This window comes from Leptolyngbya sp. AN10 (genome assembly GCF_050565645.1).
GTDB lineage: Bacteria > Cyanobacteriota > Cyanobacteriia > Leptolyngbyales > Leptolyngbyaceae > Leptolyngbya.
In genome coordinates, this window is sequence record NZ_JBNXVP010000046.1 from 1 (window position 1) to 16,166 (window position 16,166).

The 16,166-nt window shown below is 46.8% G+C and carries 18 protein-coding genes, 2 tRNA genes and 1 pseudogene; 12 read left to right on the top strand and 9 right to left on the bottom strand.

All coding sequences use genetic code 11. The features are described 5' to 3' along the window. Both ACQ4M5_RS35220 and ACQ4M5_RS35225 read left to right on the top strand, forming a co-directional pair. Positions 1-133 (top strand): annotated as a pseudogene (locus tag ACQ4M5_RS35220) (photosystem II q(b) protein); the annotation flags it as partial. Between the two features lie 133 nt (positions 134-266). After that, a complete protein-coding gene (locus tag ACQ4M5_RS35225) occupies positions 267-1,880 on the top strand; it encodes a YcjF family protein (RefSeq protein WP_430680454.1) in 1,614 nt (537 codons plus the stop codon). Here the strand turns inward: ACQ4M5_RS35225 and pheA are convergent. Beyond that, on the bottom strand, positions 1,853-2,698 hold the full coding sequence (pheA, locus tag ACQ4M5_RS35230; RefSeq protein ID WP_430680455.1) for a prephenate dehydratase: 846 nt from the start codon (positions 2,696-2,698) through the stop codon (positions 1,853-1,855). The genes ACQ4M5_RS35225 and pheA overlap by 28 nt on opposite strands. Before the next feature lie 177 nt (positions 2,699-2,875). On the opposite strand from pheA, the gene ACQ4M5_RS35235 reads away from it, so the two are divergent. Beyond that, a complete protein-coding gene (locus ACQ4M5_RS35235; RefSeq protein WP_430680456.1) occupies positions 2,876-3,454 on the top strand; it encodes a DUF1997 domain-containing protein in 579 nt (192 codons plus the stop codon). On the opposite strand, the gene ACQ4M5_RS35240 is transcribed toward ACQ4M5_RS35235, so the two are convergent. The 5 genes from ACQ4M5_RS35240 to ACQ4M5_RS35260 all read right to left on the bottom strand — a co-directional run bounded on the left by ACQ4M5_RS35240 (position 3,438) and on the right by ACQ4M5_RS35260 (position 10,227). Beyond that, positions 3,438-4,079 carry a ribonuclease HII gene (locus ACQ4M5_RS35240; RefSeq protein WP_430680457.1) on the bottom strand — a complete coding sequence of 214 codons (642 nt, stop codon included), beginning with the start codon at positions 4,077-4,079 and terminating at the stop codon, positions 3,438-3,440. The genes ACQ4M5_RS35235 and ACQ4M5_RS35240 overlap by 17 nt on opposite strands. A 1-nt stretch (position 4,080) precedes the next feature. Continuing rightward, positions 4,081-6,201, bottom strand: a complete 2,121-nt coding sequence (locus ACQ4M5_RS35245) for an Rne/Rng family ribonuclease (protein WP_430680458.1) — start codon at positions 6,199-6,201, stop codon at positions 4,081-4,083. A 414-nt stretch (positions 6,202-6,615) separates the two neighbouring features. Further along, positions 6,616-9,177, bottom strand: a complete 2,562-nt coding sequence (locus ACQ4M5_RS35250; RefSeq protein WP_430680459.1) for a TIGR03960 family B12-binding radical SAM protein — start codon at positions 9,175-9,177, stop codon at positions 6,616-6,618. 84 nt (positions 9,178-9,261) lie between these two features. Further along, the gene (locus ACQ4M5_RS35255; RefSeq protein WP_430680460.1) at positions 9,262-9,597 is read right to left on the bottom strand and encodes an STAS domain-containing protein; all 336 of its coding nucleotides are present in this window, start codon (positions 9,595-9,597) and stop codon (positions 9,262-9,264) included. A gap of 252 nt (positions 9,598-9,849) precedes the next feature. Further along, positions 9,850-10,227 (bottom strand): hypothetical protein, encoded by a 378-nt coding sequence (locus ACQ4M5_RS35260; RefSeq protein WP_430680461.1) that lies wholly within the window; start codon positions 10,225-10,227, stop codon positions 9,850-9,852. Between the two features lie 308 nt (positions 10,228-10,535). Here ACQ4M5_RS35260 and clpS point away from each other — a divergent pair, with 308 nt between their 5' ends. The 6 genes from clpS (at position 10,536) to ACQ4M5_RS35290 (ending at position 12,884) form a co-directional block, all read left to right on the top strand. Beyond that, a complete protein-coding gene (gene clpS / locus ACQ4M5_RS35265; RefSeq protein WP_430680462.1) occupies positions 10,536-10,817 on the top strand; it encodes an ATP-dependent Clp protease adapter ClpS in 282 nt (93 codons plus the stop codon). Between the two features lie 13 nt (positions 10,818-10,830). Then, the gene (locus tag ACQ4M5_RS35270; protein ID WP_430680463.1) at positions 10,831-11,670 is read left to right on the top strand and encodes a CPBP family intramembrane glutamic endopeptidase; all 840 of its coding nucleotides are present in this window, start codon (positions 10,831-10,833) and stop codon (positions 11,668-11,670) included. Position 11,671: 1 nt separating this feature from the next. Next, a complete protein-coding gene (locus ACQ4M5_RS35275; protein WP_430680464.1) occupies positions 11,672-11,962 on the top strand; it encodes a nucleotidyltransferase family protein in 291 nt (96 codons plus the stop codon). Next, positions 11,952-12,302, top strand: coding sequence for a HepT-like ribonuclease domain-containing protein (locus ACQ4M5_RS35280; protein WP_430680465.1), 351 nt, complete (start codon positions 11,952-11,954; stop codon positions 12,300-12,302). The genes ACQ4M5_RS35275 and ACQ4M5_RS35280 overlap by 11 nt, the downstream gene beginning before the upstream one ends. Before the next feature lie 24 nt (positions 12,303-12,326). Further along, positions 12,327-12,728, top strand: coding sequence for a hypothetical protein (locus ACQ4M5_RS35285; RefSeq protein WP_430680466.1), 402 nt, complete (start codon positions 12,327-12,329; stop codon positions 12,726-12,728). Between the two features lie 84 nt (positions 12,729-12,812). Further along, a tRNA-Val gene (locus ACQ4M5_RS35290) sits at positions 12,813-12,884 on the top strand. A gap of 6 nt (positions 12,885-12,890) precedes the next feature. Here ACQ4M5_RS35290 and ACQ4M5_RS35295 read toward each other — a convergent pair. The 3 genes from ACQ4M5_RS35295 to ACQ4M5_RS35305 form a co-directional block, all read right to left on the bottom strand. Next, positions 12,891-13,541 carry a TMEM165/GDT1 family protein gene (locus ACQ4M5_RS35295; protein WP_430680467.1) on the bottom strand — a complete coding sequence of 217 codons (651 nt, stop codon included), beginning with the start codon at positions 13,539-13,541 and terminating at the stop codon, positions 12,891-12,893. A 233-nt stretch (positions 13,542-13,774) separates the two neighbouring features. Continuing rightward, a complete protein-coding gene (gene mazG / locus ACQ4M5_RS35300) occupies positions 13,775-14,584 on the bottom strand; it encodes a nucleoside triphosphate pyrophosphohydrolase (protein ID WP_430680468.1) in 810 nt (269 codons plus the stop codon). 19 nt (positions 14,585-14,603) lie between these two features. Further along, positions 14,604-15,152, bottom strand: a complete 549-nt coding sequence (locus ACQ4M5_RS35305) for a metal-binding protein (protein WP_430680469.1) — start codon at positions 15,150-15,152, stop codon at positions 14,604-14,606. Between the two features lie 72 nt (positions 15,153-15,224). On the opposite strand from ACQ4M5_RS35305, the gene ACQ4M5_RS35310 reads away from it, so the two are divergent. The 3 genes from ACQ4M5_RS35310 (at position 15,225) to ACQ4M5_RS35320 (ending at position 16,120) form a co-directional block, all read left to right on the top strand. Then, a tRNA-Val gene (locus ACQ4M5_RS35310) sits at positions 15,225-15,297 on the top strand. An 89-nt stretch (positions 15,298-15,386) separates the two neighbouring features. Beyond that, positions 15,387-15,896 carry an orange carotenoid protein N-terminal domain-containing protein gene (locus ACQ4M5_RS35315; protein ID WP_430680470.1) on the top strand — a complete coding sequence of 170 codons (510 nt, stop codon included), beginning with the start codon at positions 15,387-15,389 and terminating at the stop codon, positions 15,894-15,896. Between the two features lie 8 nt (positions 15,897-15,904). Next, positions 15,905-16,120, top strand: coding sequence for a hypothetical protein (locus ACQ4M5_RS35320; RefSeq protein ID WP_430680471.1), 216 nt, complete (start codon positions 15,905-15,907; stop codon positions 16,118-16,120). Positions 16,121-16,166 lie beyond the last annotated feature (46 nt).

The window sequence follows — 16,166 nt, forward strand, 5'->3', positions numbered from 1 at the left end:
GTCTGATGTAATCAACCGTGCGAACTTGGGAATGGAAGTGATGCACGAGCGCAACGCTCACAACTTCCCGCTTGACTTGGCTGCTGGCGAAGCTGCACCTGTGGCGCTGTCTGCACCTGCAATCAACGGTTAAGTTTTAGTTGATTGAATGCGAAGCCCTCCAGCGATGGGGGGCTTTTTCGTGTTTAAATTGCTTCGTTTGGGACAAGTCAACTAAAGAGCTATGGCTTATCCTGGAAGGCAGTGGTTTGCAAAATGTATTAAGAATGTCTAGCTGGCAGCGATCGTTAATTTTCGGGGGTATCGGTGCAACCCTTTCCCTGTGGTTTTTAGAGAATTTGACACATACTTTGGGCGATTGGCTTCCCGCGATCGTCATTGGTAGCGGAATTGCTTGGGTGGCATTGAAATTTCAGAAAGATGACACTCCGAAAATTCAGGTTGAGCCAGTTACACTGAATCGAGTGCAAACCGAATTAGTTGAAGCAAAGAACTTATTGGATTTGCTGGCGATCGAGTCTCAGGATTTAACGATCGATGGCAGCGCTCAACAATTATCGGATTTGCGATCACAGATTCACCACATCACTTCAGATCTCAATCGAGATGAAATTCGCTTTGCAGTATTGGGCGGAAAATCGGTCGGTAAAACGATGCTCGTGAATCTATTACAAAATCGCTGGGCTGAGGGAATTTCACAGAAGTTAGTTTTACAAGATACGCCAGAATTGTTTGCTGCAACGGATGGCGGAATTATTGCAGAAAGAGATGCTTGGAAATTAGCACGATCGTCAGATGTCGTTCTGTTTGTGACGAATGGTGATTTAACGGCAACTGAACTTCAAGCAATTCAGAAAATAACGGCGGTTGGAAAACGATTACTTCTTATTTTTAATAAACAAGATCAATATCTACCAGAAGCACAGCAGATGATTTTGAATCATTTGCGCGATCGAATGACAGGGATTCTTGCGCCTCAAGATGTGATTGCGATCGCAACGAATCCGAAATCGTTAAAGATTAGACAACACAGAGCGGATGGCACAGTTAAAGAATGGTTAGAGAAGCCAGATCCGCAGATTTCGCCATTGCTCGATCGATTAAATCAAATTCTTTTACACGAAGGACAGCAGCTTGTTTTATCAAGTTCGCTGAGTAATGTGACCGCAGTTCAAGCTGAGGCGAAAACGGCATTAAATCGAGTGAGACGCGATCGAGCAATGCCGAAAATCGATCAAGCTCAGTGGATTGTAGCGGGAACGGCGTTTGCGAATCCATTTCCAGCATTAGATTTGTTAGCAACCGCTGCAATTAATGGGCAAATGGTACTCGATCTGAGCAATCTGTATCAGCGCAAATTCACGTTAGAGCAAGCGAAAACAGTTGCGGCAACGATGGCGAGTGTGATGGTGAAATTGGGACTTGTGGAAGTTTCGACACAAGCGATCGCATCGATTCTAAAAACGAACGCGCTCACTTTTGTTGCAGGTGGATTGATGCAAGGTGTAAGTGCTGCGTATTTGACTCGAATGGCTGGATTGACACTGATTGAATATTTTGAAGGTCAGCCGAGTGGAGAGATTAAACAAGACGTGCTGCAACAAGTGATGCAGAAAGTTTTTGAGCAAAATCGACGGTTGCCCTTTCTGCAAATATTCGTGAAACAGGCTGTAGATCAATTGGTGAAACCTACGATTCAAGCTACTCCTGAACCTGAAGTAGCTCGACCTCTGGATGGCTTACCTGCTCCTCAAGAAGCGCCTCTAGAAATCGGTGCAAAGCTCGAAGAAAATGCGAAACCGCTTCAACCTTTAGCAATTCCTGAACCTGTCTTGGTTGCGAATGAGACACCTCAACTCATCGAGGGCAGAACATCATAGCTGCCAAAGATTTTGAGGGTTTCAGTGCAATTTGCTAATTCTGCGAGTGCAGATTGCATTGCAGCTTCGCAGGTGTCCGCTTCTAAATCCATGAAAAAGACATAATCACCGAGCGATCGCTTAGTCGGTCGCGATTCAATTCGACTTAAATTAATTCCTCGTTCTGCAAAAATCTGAAGCGGTTTGACCAAGACTCCAGGCTGATTTGCGCTCACACTAAAGGCTAGAGAAGTTCGACTGCCACCTTTTGAAGCATCCAAACTGAGAACGAGAAACCGAGTGCAATTTTCGGGATGATCATTAATCGGTGAAGCGAGGATTGGCAAACTGTACAATTGCGCTGCTCTCTGTGAGGAAATTGCTGCGATCGTTTGATCCGCCCCTAAATGCTGTAGTGCTTCAGTCGTCGAATTTGCAGCGATTAATTGAGCATTTGGAAGATGACGATCGAGCCAGTTTTGACATTGAGCCAGGGCTTGAGGATGAGAATAAACTGTTTGAATTTCGTCTAACCGTTCTGCGATCGACAACAAAGCATGATGAATTGGCAGCACGATCGCATGTTGAATTCTAAGTGTATCGAGTCGCCAAAGCGCGTCCATTGTCATCGTTACACTTCCCTCAATCGAGTTTTCGACTGGAACCACAGCGAAATGCGCCTGTCCTTTTGCAACCGCTTCTAGAGATTGTGCAATGCTGGGATAAGGACAGAGAAACGCACTATCATTCGCGGTCTGAGTCAGCCAAGATAAGTATTTTAGTGCTGCTGCTTCTGCATAAGTCCCATGCGGTCCTAAATGCGCGATAGTCTGTGTCATTGTCAATTCCCTAACTTTCAAAACTCTAGTCCTGTTTTATAATCTGCTGAGTTTTGTAAAACAGTAATCTTTTAATCAACTAAATATGTTTATATTTCAAAAGGTGAACGAACAGTTAGAATAAGCCCCTTAAAATTAGTTCATAATTAATAAGAACCTCCTCACAAACTTTCCCTGATGGATATTCGGTTTTCTGCCTCACTGGGAGTTGATCTGGTTGTTCCAGAGCAGCCTATTCATATCACAAATTATTTACGGCAACCGCAACGAGTCGTGAATGCACTCGCCGCATCAAGTCAGATTGAACCAATGGACGACGATGTGTATCGGCTGAAGATGCGGCAGCTCAACTTCATGACGTTGTGCATTCAACCTGTGGTAGATATGCGGGTTTGGTTAACGGAACCTGCAACGATCAATTTAAAGTCGATCGCGTGTGATGTGCGCGGAATTGACTATAACCGAGACAAGTTTTCATTGGATTTAAACGGAAGACTTTCACCCGCCCAACAGCATGGCGTGACTTATCTGAAGGGACAGGCTGATTTGGTTGTACAGGTCGAACTTCCGCCACCGTTCACATTTATGCCGCGCCCTTTGATAGAGACGGCTGGAAATGGTTTGCTGATGAGCGTTTTATCCACGATTAAACAGCGTTTGATGCAGCAGTTATTGAACGATTACCGCAACTGGGTCGCTTTGCAGATGGAGAACAATACGTCAACTGATCCGATCGCAGTTAATCCTCTAAATTGAACGTTAATTGCTCGATCGCTCTTTGCACAGGCGCGTAAGTTCGACGGTGATAAGGCGTGATGCCGAACTGGTCGATCGCTTCTAAATGCTGCTTTGTTCCATAACCTGCATTGCGTTCCCAACCATAATAGGGATAACGTTTTGCAAGTCGCTGCATGAATCGATCGCGTCTTACTTTCGCCACGATCGACGCACACGCGATCGCATAACAAGTCGCATCGCCGTCAATCATTGCAGTATGTGACCCTAACTCTGCTTGTTTGATCGGACGACCATCAATCAAAGCGTGATCGTAAGGTGCAATTCGAGACAAGGCTCGCTGCATTGCCAAGTAGGAAGCACGAAGAACGTTGATTTGTTCAATTTCTTGGACAGTTGCAATTCCGACTCCGACTGCGATCGCGGTCTCTTTAACTTGAATGAAAAGCCGCGATCGAGCCTGAGCAGACAAAAGTTTAGAATCTCGAACGCCTTCGATCAGTCTACACTCAGGCGGCAAGAGAACAGCGGCGGCAACAATCGGACCTGCAAGGCATCCCAAACCCACTTCATCCACACCTGCAACACGAAGCAGTCCTTGCTTCCACAAAGACTGCTCCATTTCAAGGGTCGGATTCTGAGGCACGTTAATCGTTCGCGGTTGCAGACGATCGCCGCCGTCTTCTTCTCACTGGGGCTTCTTCCTCTGGTTCAGCAGATTCGACGGCTACTTCTTCCAGTTCAGGCTTTTCCACTTCGGCTGCAATCTTAGGAAAATCCTCTTTGACTGGAGATTCTTCGACAAGTTCTTCGACAGGCTCTTCGACAGCAGGAACGTCAATCGTCGGTAACGCTTCAACCGGAGCAGTTTGAACCGCTTCAGGTGGAGGAGCTTCACCGGGAAGAAGAACCGACACGAGTGCAGACTTCGGATTCTTCACTTCTTGACTCGATAGAATCAGCGGCGAAATTCCCATCCAGGCGTAAACGTCCTGCTCGTCTGGAGTCATTTCGACATAGACGACTTCAGGCGGTTCAGCCGGAGTCTTGTTAAATCGATCGCGTCTTTGGTTGCGATTATTGCGCCGATCTTCGTAGCGGTTTTCGCGGGGGGCTTCTTCGACGGGAGGATCGATCGCGGGTTCAGGCGTGAATTCGGTCGATCGAGAAACCAAGGTCGGAGCGGGAATCGATCCATTCGGACGACTGCCTGATTCTTCCCAACGGCTCGGTCTAGCGGGCGTTTCCCGAACGGGGGCATCATTGCGCGGAAACTCAGCGCGGGGAGCTTCTTCACCAATTCGAGGACGACGCTGACGCGATCGTGTTCTTGTCGATCGACCGCGTTCTTGATAGCTCGGATGATGCAAGAGTTCGAGATCAGAATCGCCACCTTCGTTTTCTAGATCGTCTCCTTCCCAGAAAGATTCGGTTGCAGGAGCAGGATCGCGCCGGGGTTCAGTGCGTCGAGGGGTGCTGTCATATCGAGCAGCAGGACGGGTATCCAGGCTTTCACCTTCCTCAGCCTCACTTTCTCCGGGTAGGTGAACGACGTGTCCTAAACCGCCACAAGTCGGACAGGGACGACCGAATAATTCGTAAATGTTTTTCCCTTGGCGTTTCCGGGTGAGTTCGACTAAGCCGAGTTCGGAAAGCTGAGAAATTTGCGGTTTCGCTTTGTCCGATCGCAGGGCTTTATTGAAGTGCTCCAGAACTTGCAACTGGTCGCGGCGAGACTCCATATCGATGAAGTCTACGATAATCACACCTGCAATATTTCTAAGGCGTAATTGTCGAGCGATTTCGGTTGCGGCTTCGCAGTTCGTCCAAAGAACGGTTTCTCTTGCGGTTGCCGATCGAGTAAATGATCCAGAGTTGACATCAATTACGGTCAAAGCTTCGGTTCGCTCAATGATGATGTAACCGCCAGAAGGGAGATCGACTCTCGGTTTGAGCGCTTCTCGGATCGCGGCATTGACGCGGAAATAATCGAGGATAGAAATGCGATCGCGGTGATGATCGATCAGAATTCCTTGGGGAGGTTTGCCGCCGCCCCAGTTTAATAACTGTTGTTTAACTCGTTTTAATCCCGTGTGAGAATCGACAACGATTCGGTTGACATCAGAACTGTAGACATCCCGTAGAACTTTTTGAATAAAATCGTCATCGCGATTTAGGAGCGCAGGCGCACGAGTCGAACCTGCTTCTTGTAAAATCGCTTCCCACTGTTTCTGGAGTGCTTCTAAGTCCTCCATGATTGCCTCTTCGGGCATTCCTTCCGCTTCAGTACGGATCACAATTCCCATGCCAGCGGGCTTAATCAGAATCGCTAAGGCTCTGAGACGATTCCGCTCATTTTCGTTGCGAATTCGGCGGGAGAGATTCACTCCGCGACCGTTTGGCATCAGGACTAAATAACGACCGGGCATCGAGATATTTCCGGTGAGGCGCGGACCTTTATTTCCGGTCGGCTCTTTCATCACCTGGACGAGAACTTTTTGCTGTGGGGCAAGCAGTTCTGTAATCGAACCTGCCGATCGCTTTAGTCTTAACGGTCCTAGATCTGAAACGTGAATAAATCCATTTCGTTCAGAATCGCCAATATTGACAAACGCGGCATCGATTCCGGGTAAAACGTTTTCGACAATCCCTAAATAAATGTCGCTCACCTGATGACTTCCGGTGGCAACGATTAATTCTTGGATTTGATCTTCTGAAAATACAGCAGCGATTCTATGCTGCTCAGCAATCACAATTTGCTTTGGCATTCAATTTCCTCAAAACTGGGGATGCGATCGAAGCCTTTGAAGTTTTGCTCCGATCGCAGGGGAAAAAACACAGGAACGTGAAATCTCAATCACGATGAAGTCTGAGTAGTGTTCGACGTGAGAGGGTTTGAAAAAACAACCTCAAACCGATCCTCACTCTGACTCTGAACAGTCAACGAGTGAACTCCGATCAAACAGGCAGCGATCGTATATATTTCGTCCGCTGCATCTGGATGAAGAATTACGAAAATCTGGCTAACAGCCTGAACGAGTCTCTAAGACCAACGCCCGACAGCATTTACGGGGTTCCCTAGCTCGCCACAAACTGTGATGCAAAGCATTATAACGTGCGAATTTGCATCCGTACCAATTTTCACGATTTGATTTTATGTAGGGTGACTACGGAAAGTTTGATTACGCCAAAAACAATTGACTGCGATGAATCGCTAATAGATGTAATTCTTGTCCAGAAACTTGTTCAAGAATCGTAACCATTTGCTCTGGACGTAATAGCGTTCCATCGTTCTGACAGCTACCGATGTATCGCAGAGTGGCTTTCTGTGCGGTTGACTCAAGCAATTGCAGATCAAATAAGCGATCGCGGATATCTAACGGATAAGTTTTGCCCTTTTTGGTGGTTTGCTCTAACCAAATTTCCGATTTCGCCAAAGTTTCATCGATCCAACTCTGCCAATTTGCTTCAGTTTCAGACCCGACCTCGATTCGGTATTCTGCCTTTTGGAGTAGGACAGCGGCGGCGGGTTGTTGTGGATTGACTTCTTCAATTGAATAGATTGGGATTTCTGCGGGAAGTTGGGCACTCAGTCGATCGCGGAATTCTTCAATCTCCATCGATCGAGTTAATTCAAAATCGACAATTTCACCGGAACTGCTGACCCCAAGGGGTAGTGCACTCGCGGGGACAATTCGGGGCGAGGGGTGAAATCCGCCTGTGAATGTCACCGGAATTGATGCGCGACGAACGGCACGATCGAACAATCGCATCATGTCCAAATGACTTAATAATGCCATTTCACCTTCTTTACCCATTCGTACCCGTAGGCGTTGCGCCCGTGTCTGATCTGGCTCAAAATGTCCAGTAAATTCGGGAATTTCAAGCGGTGGAATCACGATATTGTGACCAAAATCAACGCCACAAACGCCACAGTGAGAACAACCCTCGAACGAACAATCAGGAACGATCGCGGCTTCAAGTGCTTTTTGCAAATCTTCCTTCAGCCATTTCTTATCGATCCCTGTATCCAAATGATCCCAAGGCAACGGCGCATCAAGCTCACTCGATTCATCCGACTCGAAAATATTCCATTCCCCGTTTTCGACTTGGCGATATTTCCATGTGACTCCCGCTTCCTCGATCGCTTGTGTCCACGCCCCAAACGCTTTCTCAAGACTTTCCCACCATGAATCCATTCCCGCACCGAGTTCCCAAGCGCGTTGAACGACCGGGGCTAAACGTCGATCGCCTCTTCCGACAAAATCTTCCATCGCCGAAATCCGAGTATCGGTGAAATTGATTTTGACTCCTTTTATCGATCGAAATGCTTCTCTCAGGAGTGCCTGTTTGCGCTTAAATTCCGTTGTCGAAACCGAGTGCCACTGGAATGGCGTATGCGGCTTTGGTGTGAAATTAGAAATGGTTACGTTGAAATCTAACCGTCTGCGCCCTTGTTTCGTGCATTCCCGACGCAACCAGCGAATTGTGTCTGCAATTCCTAACACGTCCGGATCAGTTTCGCCTGGAAGCCCAATCATAAAGTAGAGCTTAATCTTGTCCCAACCCTGCTCGAATGCCGTTTTTACGCCTCGTAGCAATTCTTCATTGGTTAGACCCTTGTTGATAATGTCGCGCATTCGTTGGGTTCCAGCTTCGGGCGCGAATGTGATTCCCGTCTGACGAGTCCCACCGATGATATTGGCAATATTTTCGTCAAAGCGATCGACTCGCTGACTCGGCAAAGACAACGAAATATTTTCCCCTTTCAGCCGATTCTTAATCTCAACTCCAACCGCAGGTAAAGCGAGATAATCCGAGCAACTGAGAGACAGCAGCGAAAATTCGTTGTATCCGGTCGCTCTCATGCCTTCCTCGATCGCGTCTACAACCTGTTCGGGTTCGACATCACGAGCAGGACGAGTCAGCATTCCCGGTTGGCAGAATCGACAGCCTCTCGTACAACCGCGACGAATCTCGATCGTCAATCGATCGTGAACCGTTTGCACATACGGAACTAGCCCGATCGAATAAGCGGGAATTGGAGTTGCAACCCGTCTGAGAATTCGTTTGGGCACGTCTGGACGATTCGGGTGAACTGAGCCGTCTGGAGCCATATCGTAAAATCTGGGCACGTAAACGCCCGGAACTTGAGCGAGATCGAGCAATAATTCTTCGCGGCTCAATCCTGCGGTTTTACCTTCTTCGATTACTAAGCCGATTTCGGGCAAGAGTTCTTCCCCGTCTCCTAACGCCACGAAATCGAAGAAATCTGCATATGGCTCAGGATTCGAGGTTGCGGTCTGTCCGCCTGCAAAAATTAGGGGATCATTCTCCGATCGAGCTTTCCAAGTCAGCGGAATTCCAGCCAAATCCAGCATTTCAAGAATATTCGTCGCTCCAAGTTCGTAACTGAGACTAAATCCGAGAATATCGAAATCAGTCAACGGGCGACGAGATTCGACTGCAAATAAAGGCGTTTTGGTTTCTCGGAGTTTGGCGGCGAGATCGGGTGCAGGGAGATACGCCCGATCGCATAACTGCCGAGGTTGTGTATTCAGAATACTGTAAAGAATGATGTGACCGAGGTTTGAGGCTCCCACTTCGTAGATTTCGGGGTAGGTCAAGACCCAGCGAACGGTCGCATCAGTCCAAGGTTTGTGAACGGCTCCGAGTTCGTTGCCAAGATATCGAGCCGGACGCAGAATATCAGTATTGACGAGAGTTTCAACTGCAATTGTCACGGTTCACCTTGCCTTTCTTGAGCGCGATCGACTTTCCAGTATAGCGACCGATGGCGGAATGAAAAGCAAGGTGAATCAACGAATTCAAGCGATCGCCAGTTCAAACGCGGACAAACTCTCGAAAATCTCGAATACTCGATCGAGTTGTGTCAGTTCAAATACGATTCGGATCGACACTGAAACGGAACAGAGGCTTAATCTTTTTCCATTTGCTTGCGCTAAATTCAGAGTCGAAACCAGAGCCATTAAACCTGCACTGTCTAAAGATTCGACCTGGCTCATGTCGATTAGAAGAGCGCTATGTCGTTCAGAGAGAATCGCGGAGTGAAATTGATGTTGGAAGTCTGTGGCAGTTGCAGCGTTGAGAGAACCGCATGGGCGAATGATGGTAGCTTGTGGACGGACGAGCAAACTCTGCATAACTTTACGATCTCAAACAAGTTTTTCCGGTGGACGCTCTGACGATAACTGCCCTGACTTGAGAACGACTAGGGCAGGTTCGCGGTTTCGCAGAAACTTTATTCGATCGAGCACCTTATTTAAATTTTTCGGTAAGTAGTTTCACTAATAATGTGTGCAAATATACATAATTCTAATCGTGCAAATCTCGTAAAAGTCCTGAAACGTCGTTTAGTAAGGTTTCGTTGTTTGTAACATTAAAAACCCTAATTTTTACAGTGCTTTATTCTCAAACACTTCTGGACGTGCCTGCCAAATCTGCTGAATGAACTGATGTAGATGACGGTGAGATAGCGGATTTCGCTCTTTCGATTCGGCTCCTAACCGGGCTAAAACAGGCAGAACCTCCATATCCAAGGCTTCTCGGAACAAAACGGCAGGACACATCAGATCAGACCCGTCTTGGAGATCTTGCAACGTTAATCGATCGCCATCTGTCCAGTCTCCGTCTGATGTCACTAATGCGATCGGGCGAACCCAACACAGTCCCCTCGATTCCACAAATTGCACCACTTCAGCGTAGAGACGAGCGCCATTGTGTTCGAGAAAAACGATCTGGGAAGAGTGAAACTGCTGAAAATCGGCAGCCATAGACTTTATGAAGGATTTATCAAAGCATTTTCTAATTCTAAGTTTTGGGAGCGATAACCTGCTAGTGTCCCATCTGATTGATTGATCGATTTTCGACGATTTGGATAGAATAGGTAGTAACGCGCATCGTGAAGAAACGCTAAGACGTGATCACGTGCCCGTGTGCTAAAGGCATCCAATCATTACTTGTCTGCCCGGATCTGGAGTTGGACTGAATTCTGTCAGTCTACGATCGAAATCATTAAAATCAATAGGGCGAAACCCCTTGTCTAAATTGTCCCCTAATCGCTAACGGAGAGGATAGAACTGTGTCTGTTGAAACTATTGAAAAGCGTTCAACAACCCGAAAACTTGCACCGCGCTACCGAGTTTTACTGCATAACGACGACTACAACACGATGGAATATGTGGTGCAGGCGTTGATGGAAACGGTTCCGAGTCTGACTCAGCCCCAAGCCGTCAATGTCATGATGGAAACTCACAATAGTGGAGTTGGGTTGGTGATTACGTGCGCTCAAGAACACGCTGAGTTTTATAGCGAAACTCTGAAAATGAAGGGCTTGGATAGTACGATCGAGCCTGACGAATAAAGTTAGAAGCCGCTTGAAATTTAATTTTGCTGCAATTTCTCATCGCCCAACTCCTGTCCGGATTGGGCTATTTGTGTTGATGTTATTTTTAGTATGGCTGCCTCTGAAGATTCCGATCGAATGGGCAGTCAGCGTTTTTTATGGCGTGAACGATGCGGCTCGGAACCTAGCTTCAATTCTGACTCTCATTGGTCTGTATGTAGAATTTATCTTTCTCGTAAAGTTCTGGGGACGATCTGTTTACCGTGAGCCGCTGTTTCGAGTGTACGGACTGAGACAGCCGCGCCAAACGATTCAGAATGTTCTGCAAGGATTAGCGATCGGGCTTGGTAGCTTGCTTTTGATGTTTGCAATTCAAGGAATTTTGGGTTGGGTACAGTGGCAAATTCCTTCGAGCACCTTTCTGCGACTCGCTCTAGAAGGTGGACTAATGGCGATCGCAGTTGGATTCGCTGAAGAATTATTATTTCGCGGCTGGTTGTTAAATGAACTCGATCGCGATTATTCTCCTCAAATTTCGCTTTTAGTCAGTAGTTTTGTTTACGCAGCAGTGCATGGGATTCGTCCACAGATTTTTGCCCTCGTAATTCTGGGAGCGATTCTAGTTTGGGCAAAACGAGCCACACGGGGACGATTGGGATTATCGATCGGCTTTCATGCAGGAATCGTTTGGGGCTATTACCTCGTGAATGTAGGGCAATTGATAACATTCACGAATCGGGTTCCAGCTTGGGTCACAGGAATTGATCGCAATCCGTTAGCGGGGATCATGGGAATTTTGGCACTGAGTACGATCGCGTTTTTTATGCGATCGGCGGCGGTGCAAAATAGAAGCATTGAGTTGAGGCATTGAGATGAAGCGCGATCAAGTCTTGGCGACGTTGAAAGAACATGAAGCGACCTTGAGAAAAATGGGAGTGCGATCGCTTGCCATCTTCGGATCAGTGGCGCGAGATGAGGCTCGTCCTGATAGTGATGTTGATTTGCTAGTCGATCTAGAGCCACCGTTAACGTTTGATTTGTATATGGATGTCAAGTTCTATCTTGAAGACCATTTAGGAACCAAAGTTGATTTAGTTACCCGTACAGGATTGCGGTCACAGATTCGTGAAAATGTTGAGCGCGAGGCGATCTATGTCACGTAGTGTTCGCTTGTACCTGCAAGACATCGTGGATAGCTGTACTAAAATTCTGCAATATGTCGAAGGATTGACGGTGGAAGAATTTTTCGCTGATGTTCGCACTTACGATGCAGTCATGCGAAACCTTCAGATCATCGGAGAAGCGACCAAGAACGTTCCGAACCAACTGCGGGAAAAGTACCCAGAAGTAGATTGGCGAAAAATAGCAGGACTACGGGACATTATTACTCATGCCTATTTTCAGGTTGATGATGAAGTGATCTGGACGGTGGTACAGCAGAGAATCCAACCGCTTCAAACACAGATTCAGAATTTGTTAGTGCAAGAATTTGATGAACAATAGAAGAGGCGAGTTATTGGAAAAAGAATGGGACAGTACGATCGCTTAATTCTGATGGCAGAGGATGAACTGACGCAGTACAGCACAGATGCCCGAAAGATCGAGAAATTGCGGCAAAAAATTGGGTTGTCCGTCTCAGCAGCAGAACAAAAACAGGTCAAAGAGCAACTTTTAGCAGAGATGCCGACTGATCCGATTAATAAACTGATCGCAGATCAGCGTCAAACCGTCGCATTACCGTTCTGGGGAATTGCAGGATTGGGGCTACTGTTTGGGATTTCAATGTCGCAGCCGTTGGATTTTATTGCCACGATCGTAGGAGGCGCGATCGCATTTCAGGTTCAGAAAATCGGCTGGCAACTTCAGGCAAAACGCCTCGTTCTTCAAACGCTAGAAGATATCGAAGAACGAGTGAAGAAGCCGAATTAATTTGAATTTGAGAACTTCGAGCCAGATTCGGAGTTCTCAAAACGCTGGACAAATTCACATCGATTTGATACTGTAAATAACTACGGGCGATTAACTCAGTGGTAGAGTGCATCCTTGACAGGGATGAAGCCACAAGTTCGAATCTTGTATCGCCCATTCAGTTTAGATCTTTTCAAACCACCACGTGTGGAGCGCGAAGACGAAGAATAGAATTCCGCCGATTAGTGTGACGGTACGTTCTGAAATCCGAGACGCGATCAGGCGACCTCCGAATACTGCGATCGCACAACAAATCGCATGTCCTAAAATCGAACCGATCGTTACCCCGATCGCGTTATTTGATGCCGCTAGAACCATTGTATTAATCTGAGTTCGATCGCCCCATTCCGCGATAAACGTCAGTGTAAAAGCTTCCAGAGAAATCGCAAACGGAGTTTTCTTCCGAAGATTCGCCTCCGCCTGAGAAACCGCTTCAAGTGCTTCTTTCTCCGCATCAGACGTACAATCACCACTCGTTGATAAAGAGGTCTGGCGACACTCGATCGGCATCTTACTCGCATCGTAGAGCATCTTGAAACCGAACACGATAAAAAGCACGATCGTGCCGTAGTGAATCACAGGTTTGGGTAGAATTGTTGCAAAATGCCCAACCACAACAGAAATCAGGGTCATCGCTGCCAACGCCAAAATTGCGCCCAAAAAGACGTACCGACGAGAATGCCGCATTGCCAGACACATAGCGATAAAGAAGGTTTTATCGCCCAATTCTGACACGGTGATCAGTAATAAACCTGCTGTGAATGCTGTTAACATAAGCTCCTCTCAGATCGGTGTAGGGATGAACTGAGTGAGCTTGATGCGAGAGAGGTAAACGACTCCACCAAGCTCACGTCACTTCGTGAACTTCGTGAAAGTCTCGCTTACAAAGAAGTCTGTCTTTGTCGCTTGAACCAGGCTCATCGCCAGTATGTTGATTCAAGCGGGCTGAACGAGTCAGCAGCTACTCCCCTTCAAACTGTGTTTATCATACCTGAGAAAGAGGCAGTTTACGATCGCTCTTTTGCTAATTTTTTCTTTGCTTCTTGCCAAAATTGTTCGAGTTCTTCGAGAGAGTAGTCCGATAATGGTCGATCGACCACCGCTTCCATTTGGACTAAACGCTGAATAAAGCGATCGTTCGTTCCCTGAAGGGCTTCCGCTGGATCAAGATCTGCCCATCTCGCTAAGTTGATAATTGTGAATAGTAAATCTCCAAGTTCTGCTTGTTGATTCTCTTTGCCTTCATGCTGAAGTGCGTGTTGAAATTCGGCTAGTTCTTCGTGGAACTTATCCCAAACACCGTCGATCGATTCCCACTCGAATCCTGCTTTCGCCGCTTTCTGAGAAATTTTCATACCCGCCATCAAAGGAGGCAGCGATCGGGCATATTTTCTCAACTTGTCACTTAACGTCGGTTCTTCACCATTCTCAGTTGCTTTAATCCTTTCCCAGTTCTGATGCACTTCATCAATGCTCTGAACTTCTAAATTATTGAAAACGTGAGGATGACGACGAATCAGCTTTGCGGTGATATTTTGAGCAACCGTTGTGAGATCAAATTGTTGTTGATCTTTTGCAACTTGAGCTTGGAGAACAACTTGGAGGAGAAGATCACCGAGTTCATCTGCGATCGCAGCTTCATCTCCACTCCGAAGCGCGTCTACAACCTCATACGCTTCTTCAATCACATAAGGCATCAAACTTTGTGGTGTTTGTGCTAAATCCCAAGGACAGCCCCCTTCTGGGTTTCTCAGTTGCGCCACCACCTCGATCAATTCTTGTAGCGCTTTTAAGGTTTCAGACATTGAAGCATTCATAGATTGTTCACCCAACACTTTAGCGCTTTCGTCGCTTGTTCCAGCGTTTGATCGTAGACCCAATCCAATCACTTAAACTGTGACTCATTGCACCAAGTTCTAATCCAATCATGAGCGCTAAACATTCGATCGAGGCTTTTTGAACAAGTGCGATCGAGGATTGAATTGTTAATGCGATCGTCGATTGTGCAGCGGTTTGCCATTGAGCGGTCATGCCGAGAAACTGTTGAGCGATCGCACTAATGAAAATTCCGGTAATCGCAAATAGAGTAATCCAAATTCCGAGATAAAGAATTCGTCCGATCGTACCGATAATTGCACCATGAGAAAAGATCGATCGATGTCTCATACTTCGGCGGTAAGGCAGCCAAATCCAGCGCAGAATTCCCCAGCGTTTGTACTGTTGCGAGTAGATATCTAGATCGGGACCAAACATCAAGCCAGCAAAAAGGAATCCACCGGAAACGAGTAAGGTGAGATTGCTGCTTTGAGTCAGCCCGAACGTAATGAGAGCTACGATCGGTAAACTCCAGAGAGTAATGCTGTCATGAGTACGACCAGAAGGCATCGCAAAAAATTAAAAATAAATCTGGATCAAATCGTAATCGAGAATCAATTATCTGTTATATTAATCAAGCGCGGGCGATTAGCTCAGTTGGTAGAGCGCCTCCCTTACAAGGAGGACGTCGGGGGTTCGAGTCCCTCATCGCCCATTTCCAGCAAATCATCTCTCTTTGTGTAGGGGTTTCTTCGCCCTAAGACAAATACCCTTATGCCTGTAGGTGATTTGGAAACTATTTTTATGACCTCCATGAATGCCAGCGATCTCGATCAAGCGATCGCCAAGTTTCAAAGTTTGCCCGCTGACGATCAACTCGCTTTATTAGGTCTTCTATTTAAAAATCTTTCTGGCTCAATTCCTGCAACTGCATTCAGTAGTACAAATAGCAGTGAGATGACCGGATTGATTCAAGAAATTCAGGCACAGTCCACTGACGAACAAGTGCAAACGCTAGGCAGCTTTCTTAGAAGCAAGGCGGGACCAGGTGATGAAATTGCACTCGATCCAAATCCAAGCAAAGCCATGCTAGAACTGATTCCTGGTAACAAACAGCCCACTAATTCTGGAGGCGATCGCTACAAGGCAATGGATGGCAATACTCGTTTGGCATTCTGGTATCAACTCGGTCAGCAGTTAGCTAGTGGCATTCCAACAGATGCAACTCTATCCTCGGAAGCAACTCAATTGTTGATGGAGCTACAACCGCTGAGTCCAGAGGAGCAAGCAAGTTTTGTGAGTCAGCTTGCCTAAGAGGATGTTTGAGAAGTACAAAAAGCGGCTTTACTGCGTTGCGAGTTCGCCCGGAGATTCATTTCCGGGCGGGGGAATGCGATGAACGATTGCTTTTCAAACATCCTCTAAGATTAATGCTGTGCGATCGTGCTTCGGTGCGATTGCTGTTCCTGTTACAGAACTTTAACCAAATTGTGGAAACTTCGTTACGAAATAAAACATCCAAAGAAGCGATCGAATAGAACAAGTTAAGCTTGCGACAGCTTTTCATTTGTTCCTAGAAGAAAT

What these genes read in the sequence shown, in the direction of transcription:
- ACQ4M5_RS35225 (WP_430680454.1), top strand. Translation starts at nt 267, where the DNA reads ATGTCTAGCTGGCAGCGATCGTTAATTTTCGGGGGTATCGGTGCAACC.
- pheA (WP_430680455.1), bottom strand. Translation starts at nt 2,698, where the DNA reads ATGACACAGACTATCGCGCATTTAGGACCGCATGGGACTTATGCAGAA.
- ACQ4M5_RS35235 (WP_430680456.1), top strand. Translation starts at nt 2,876, where the DNA reads ATGGATATTCGGTTTTCTGCCTCACTGGGAGTTGATCTGGTTGTTCCA.
- ACQ4M5_RS35245 (WP_430680458.1), bottom strand. Translation starts at nt 6,201, where the DNA reads ATGCCAAAGCAAATTGTGATTGCTGAGCAGCATAGAATCGCTGCTGTA.
- ACQ4M5_RS35255 (WP_430680460.1), bottom strand. Translation starts at nt 9,597, where the DNA reads ATGCAGAGTTTGCTCGTCCGTCCACAAGCTACCATCATTCGCCCATGC.
- ACQ4M5_RS35260 (WP_430680461.1), bottom strand. Translation starts at nt 10,227, where the DNA reads ATGGCTGCCGATTTTCAGCAGTTTCACTCTTCCCAGATCGTTTTTCTC.
- ACQ4M5_RS35275 (WP_430680464.1), top strand. Translation starts at nt 11,672, where the DNA reads ATGAAGCGCGATCAAGTCTTGGCGACGTTGAAAGAACATGAAGCGACC.
- ACQ4M5_RS35280 (WP_430680465.1), top strand. Translation starts at nt 11,952, where the DNA reads ATGTCACGTAGTGTTCGCTTGTACCTGCAAGACATCGTGGATAGCTGT.
- ACQ4M5_RS35285 (WP_430680466.1), top strand. Translation starts at nt 12,327, where the DNA reads ATGGGACAGTACGATCGCTTAATTCTGATGGCAGAGGATGAACTGACG.
- ACQ4M5_RS35295 (WP_430680467.1), bottom strand. Translation starts at nt 13,541, where the DNA reads ATGTTAACAGCATTCACAGCAGGTTTATTACTGATCACCGTGTCAGAA.
- mazG (WP_430680468.1), bottom strand. Translation starts at nt 14,584, where the DNA reads ATGAATGCTTCAATGTCTGAAACCTTAAAAGCGCTACAAGAATTGATC.
- ACQ4M5_RS35305 (WP_430680469.1), bottom strand. Translation starts at nt 15,152, where the DNA reads ATGCCTTCTGGTCGTACTCATGACAGCATTACTCTCTGGAGTTTACCG.
- ACQ4M5_RS35315 (WP_430680470.1), top strand. Translation starts at nt 15,387, where the DNA reads ATGACCTCCATGAATGCCAGCGATCTCGATCAAGCGATCGCCAAGTTT.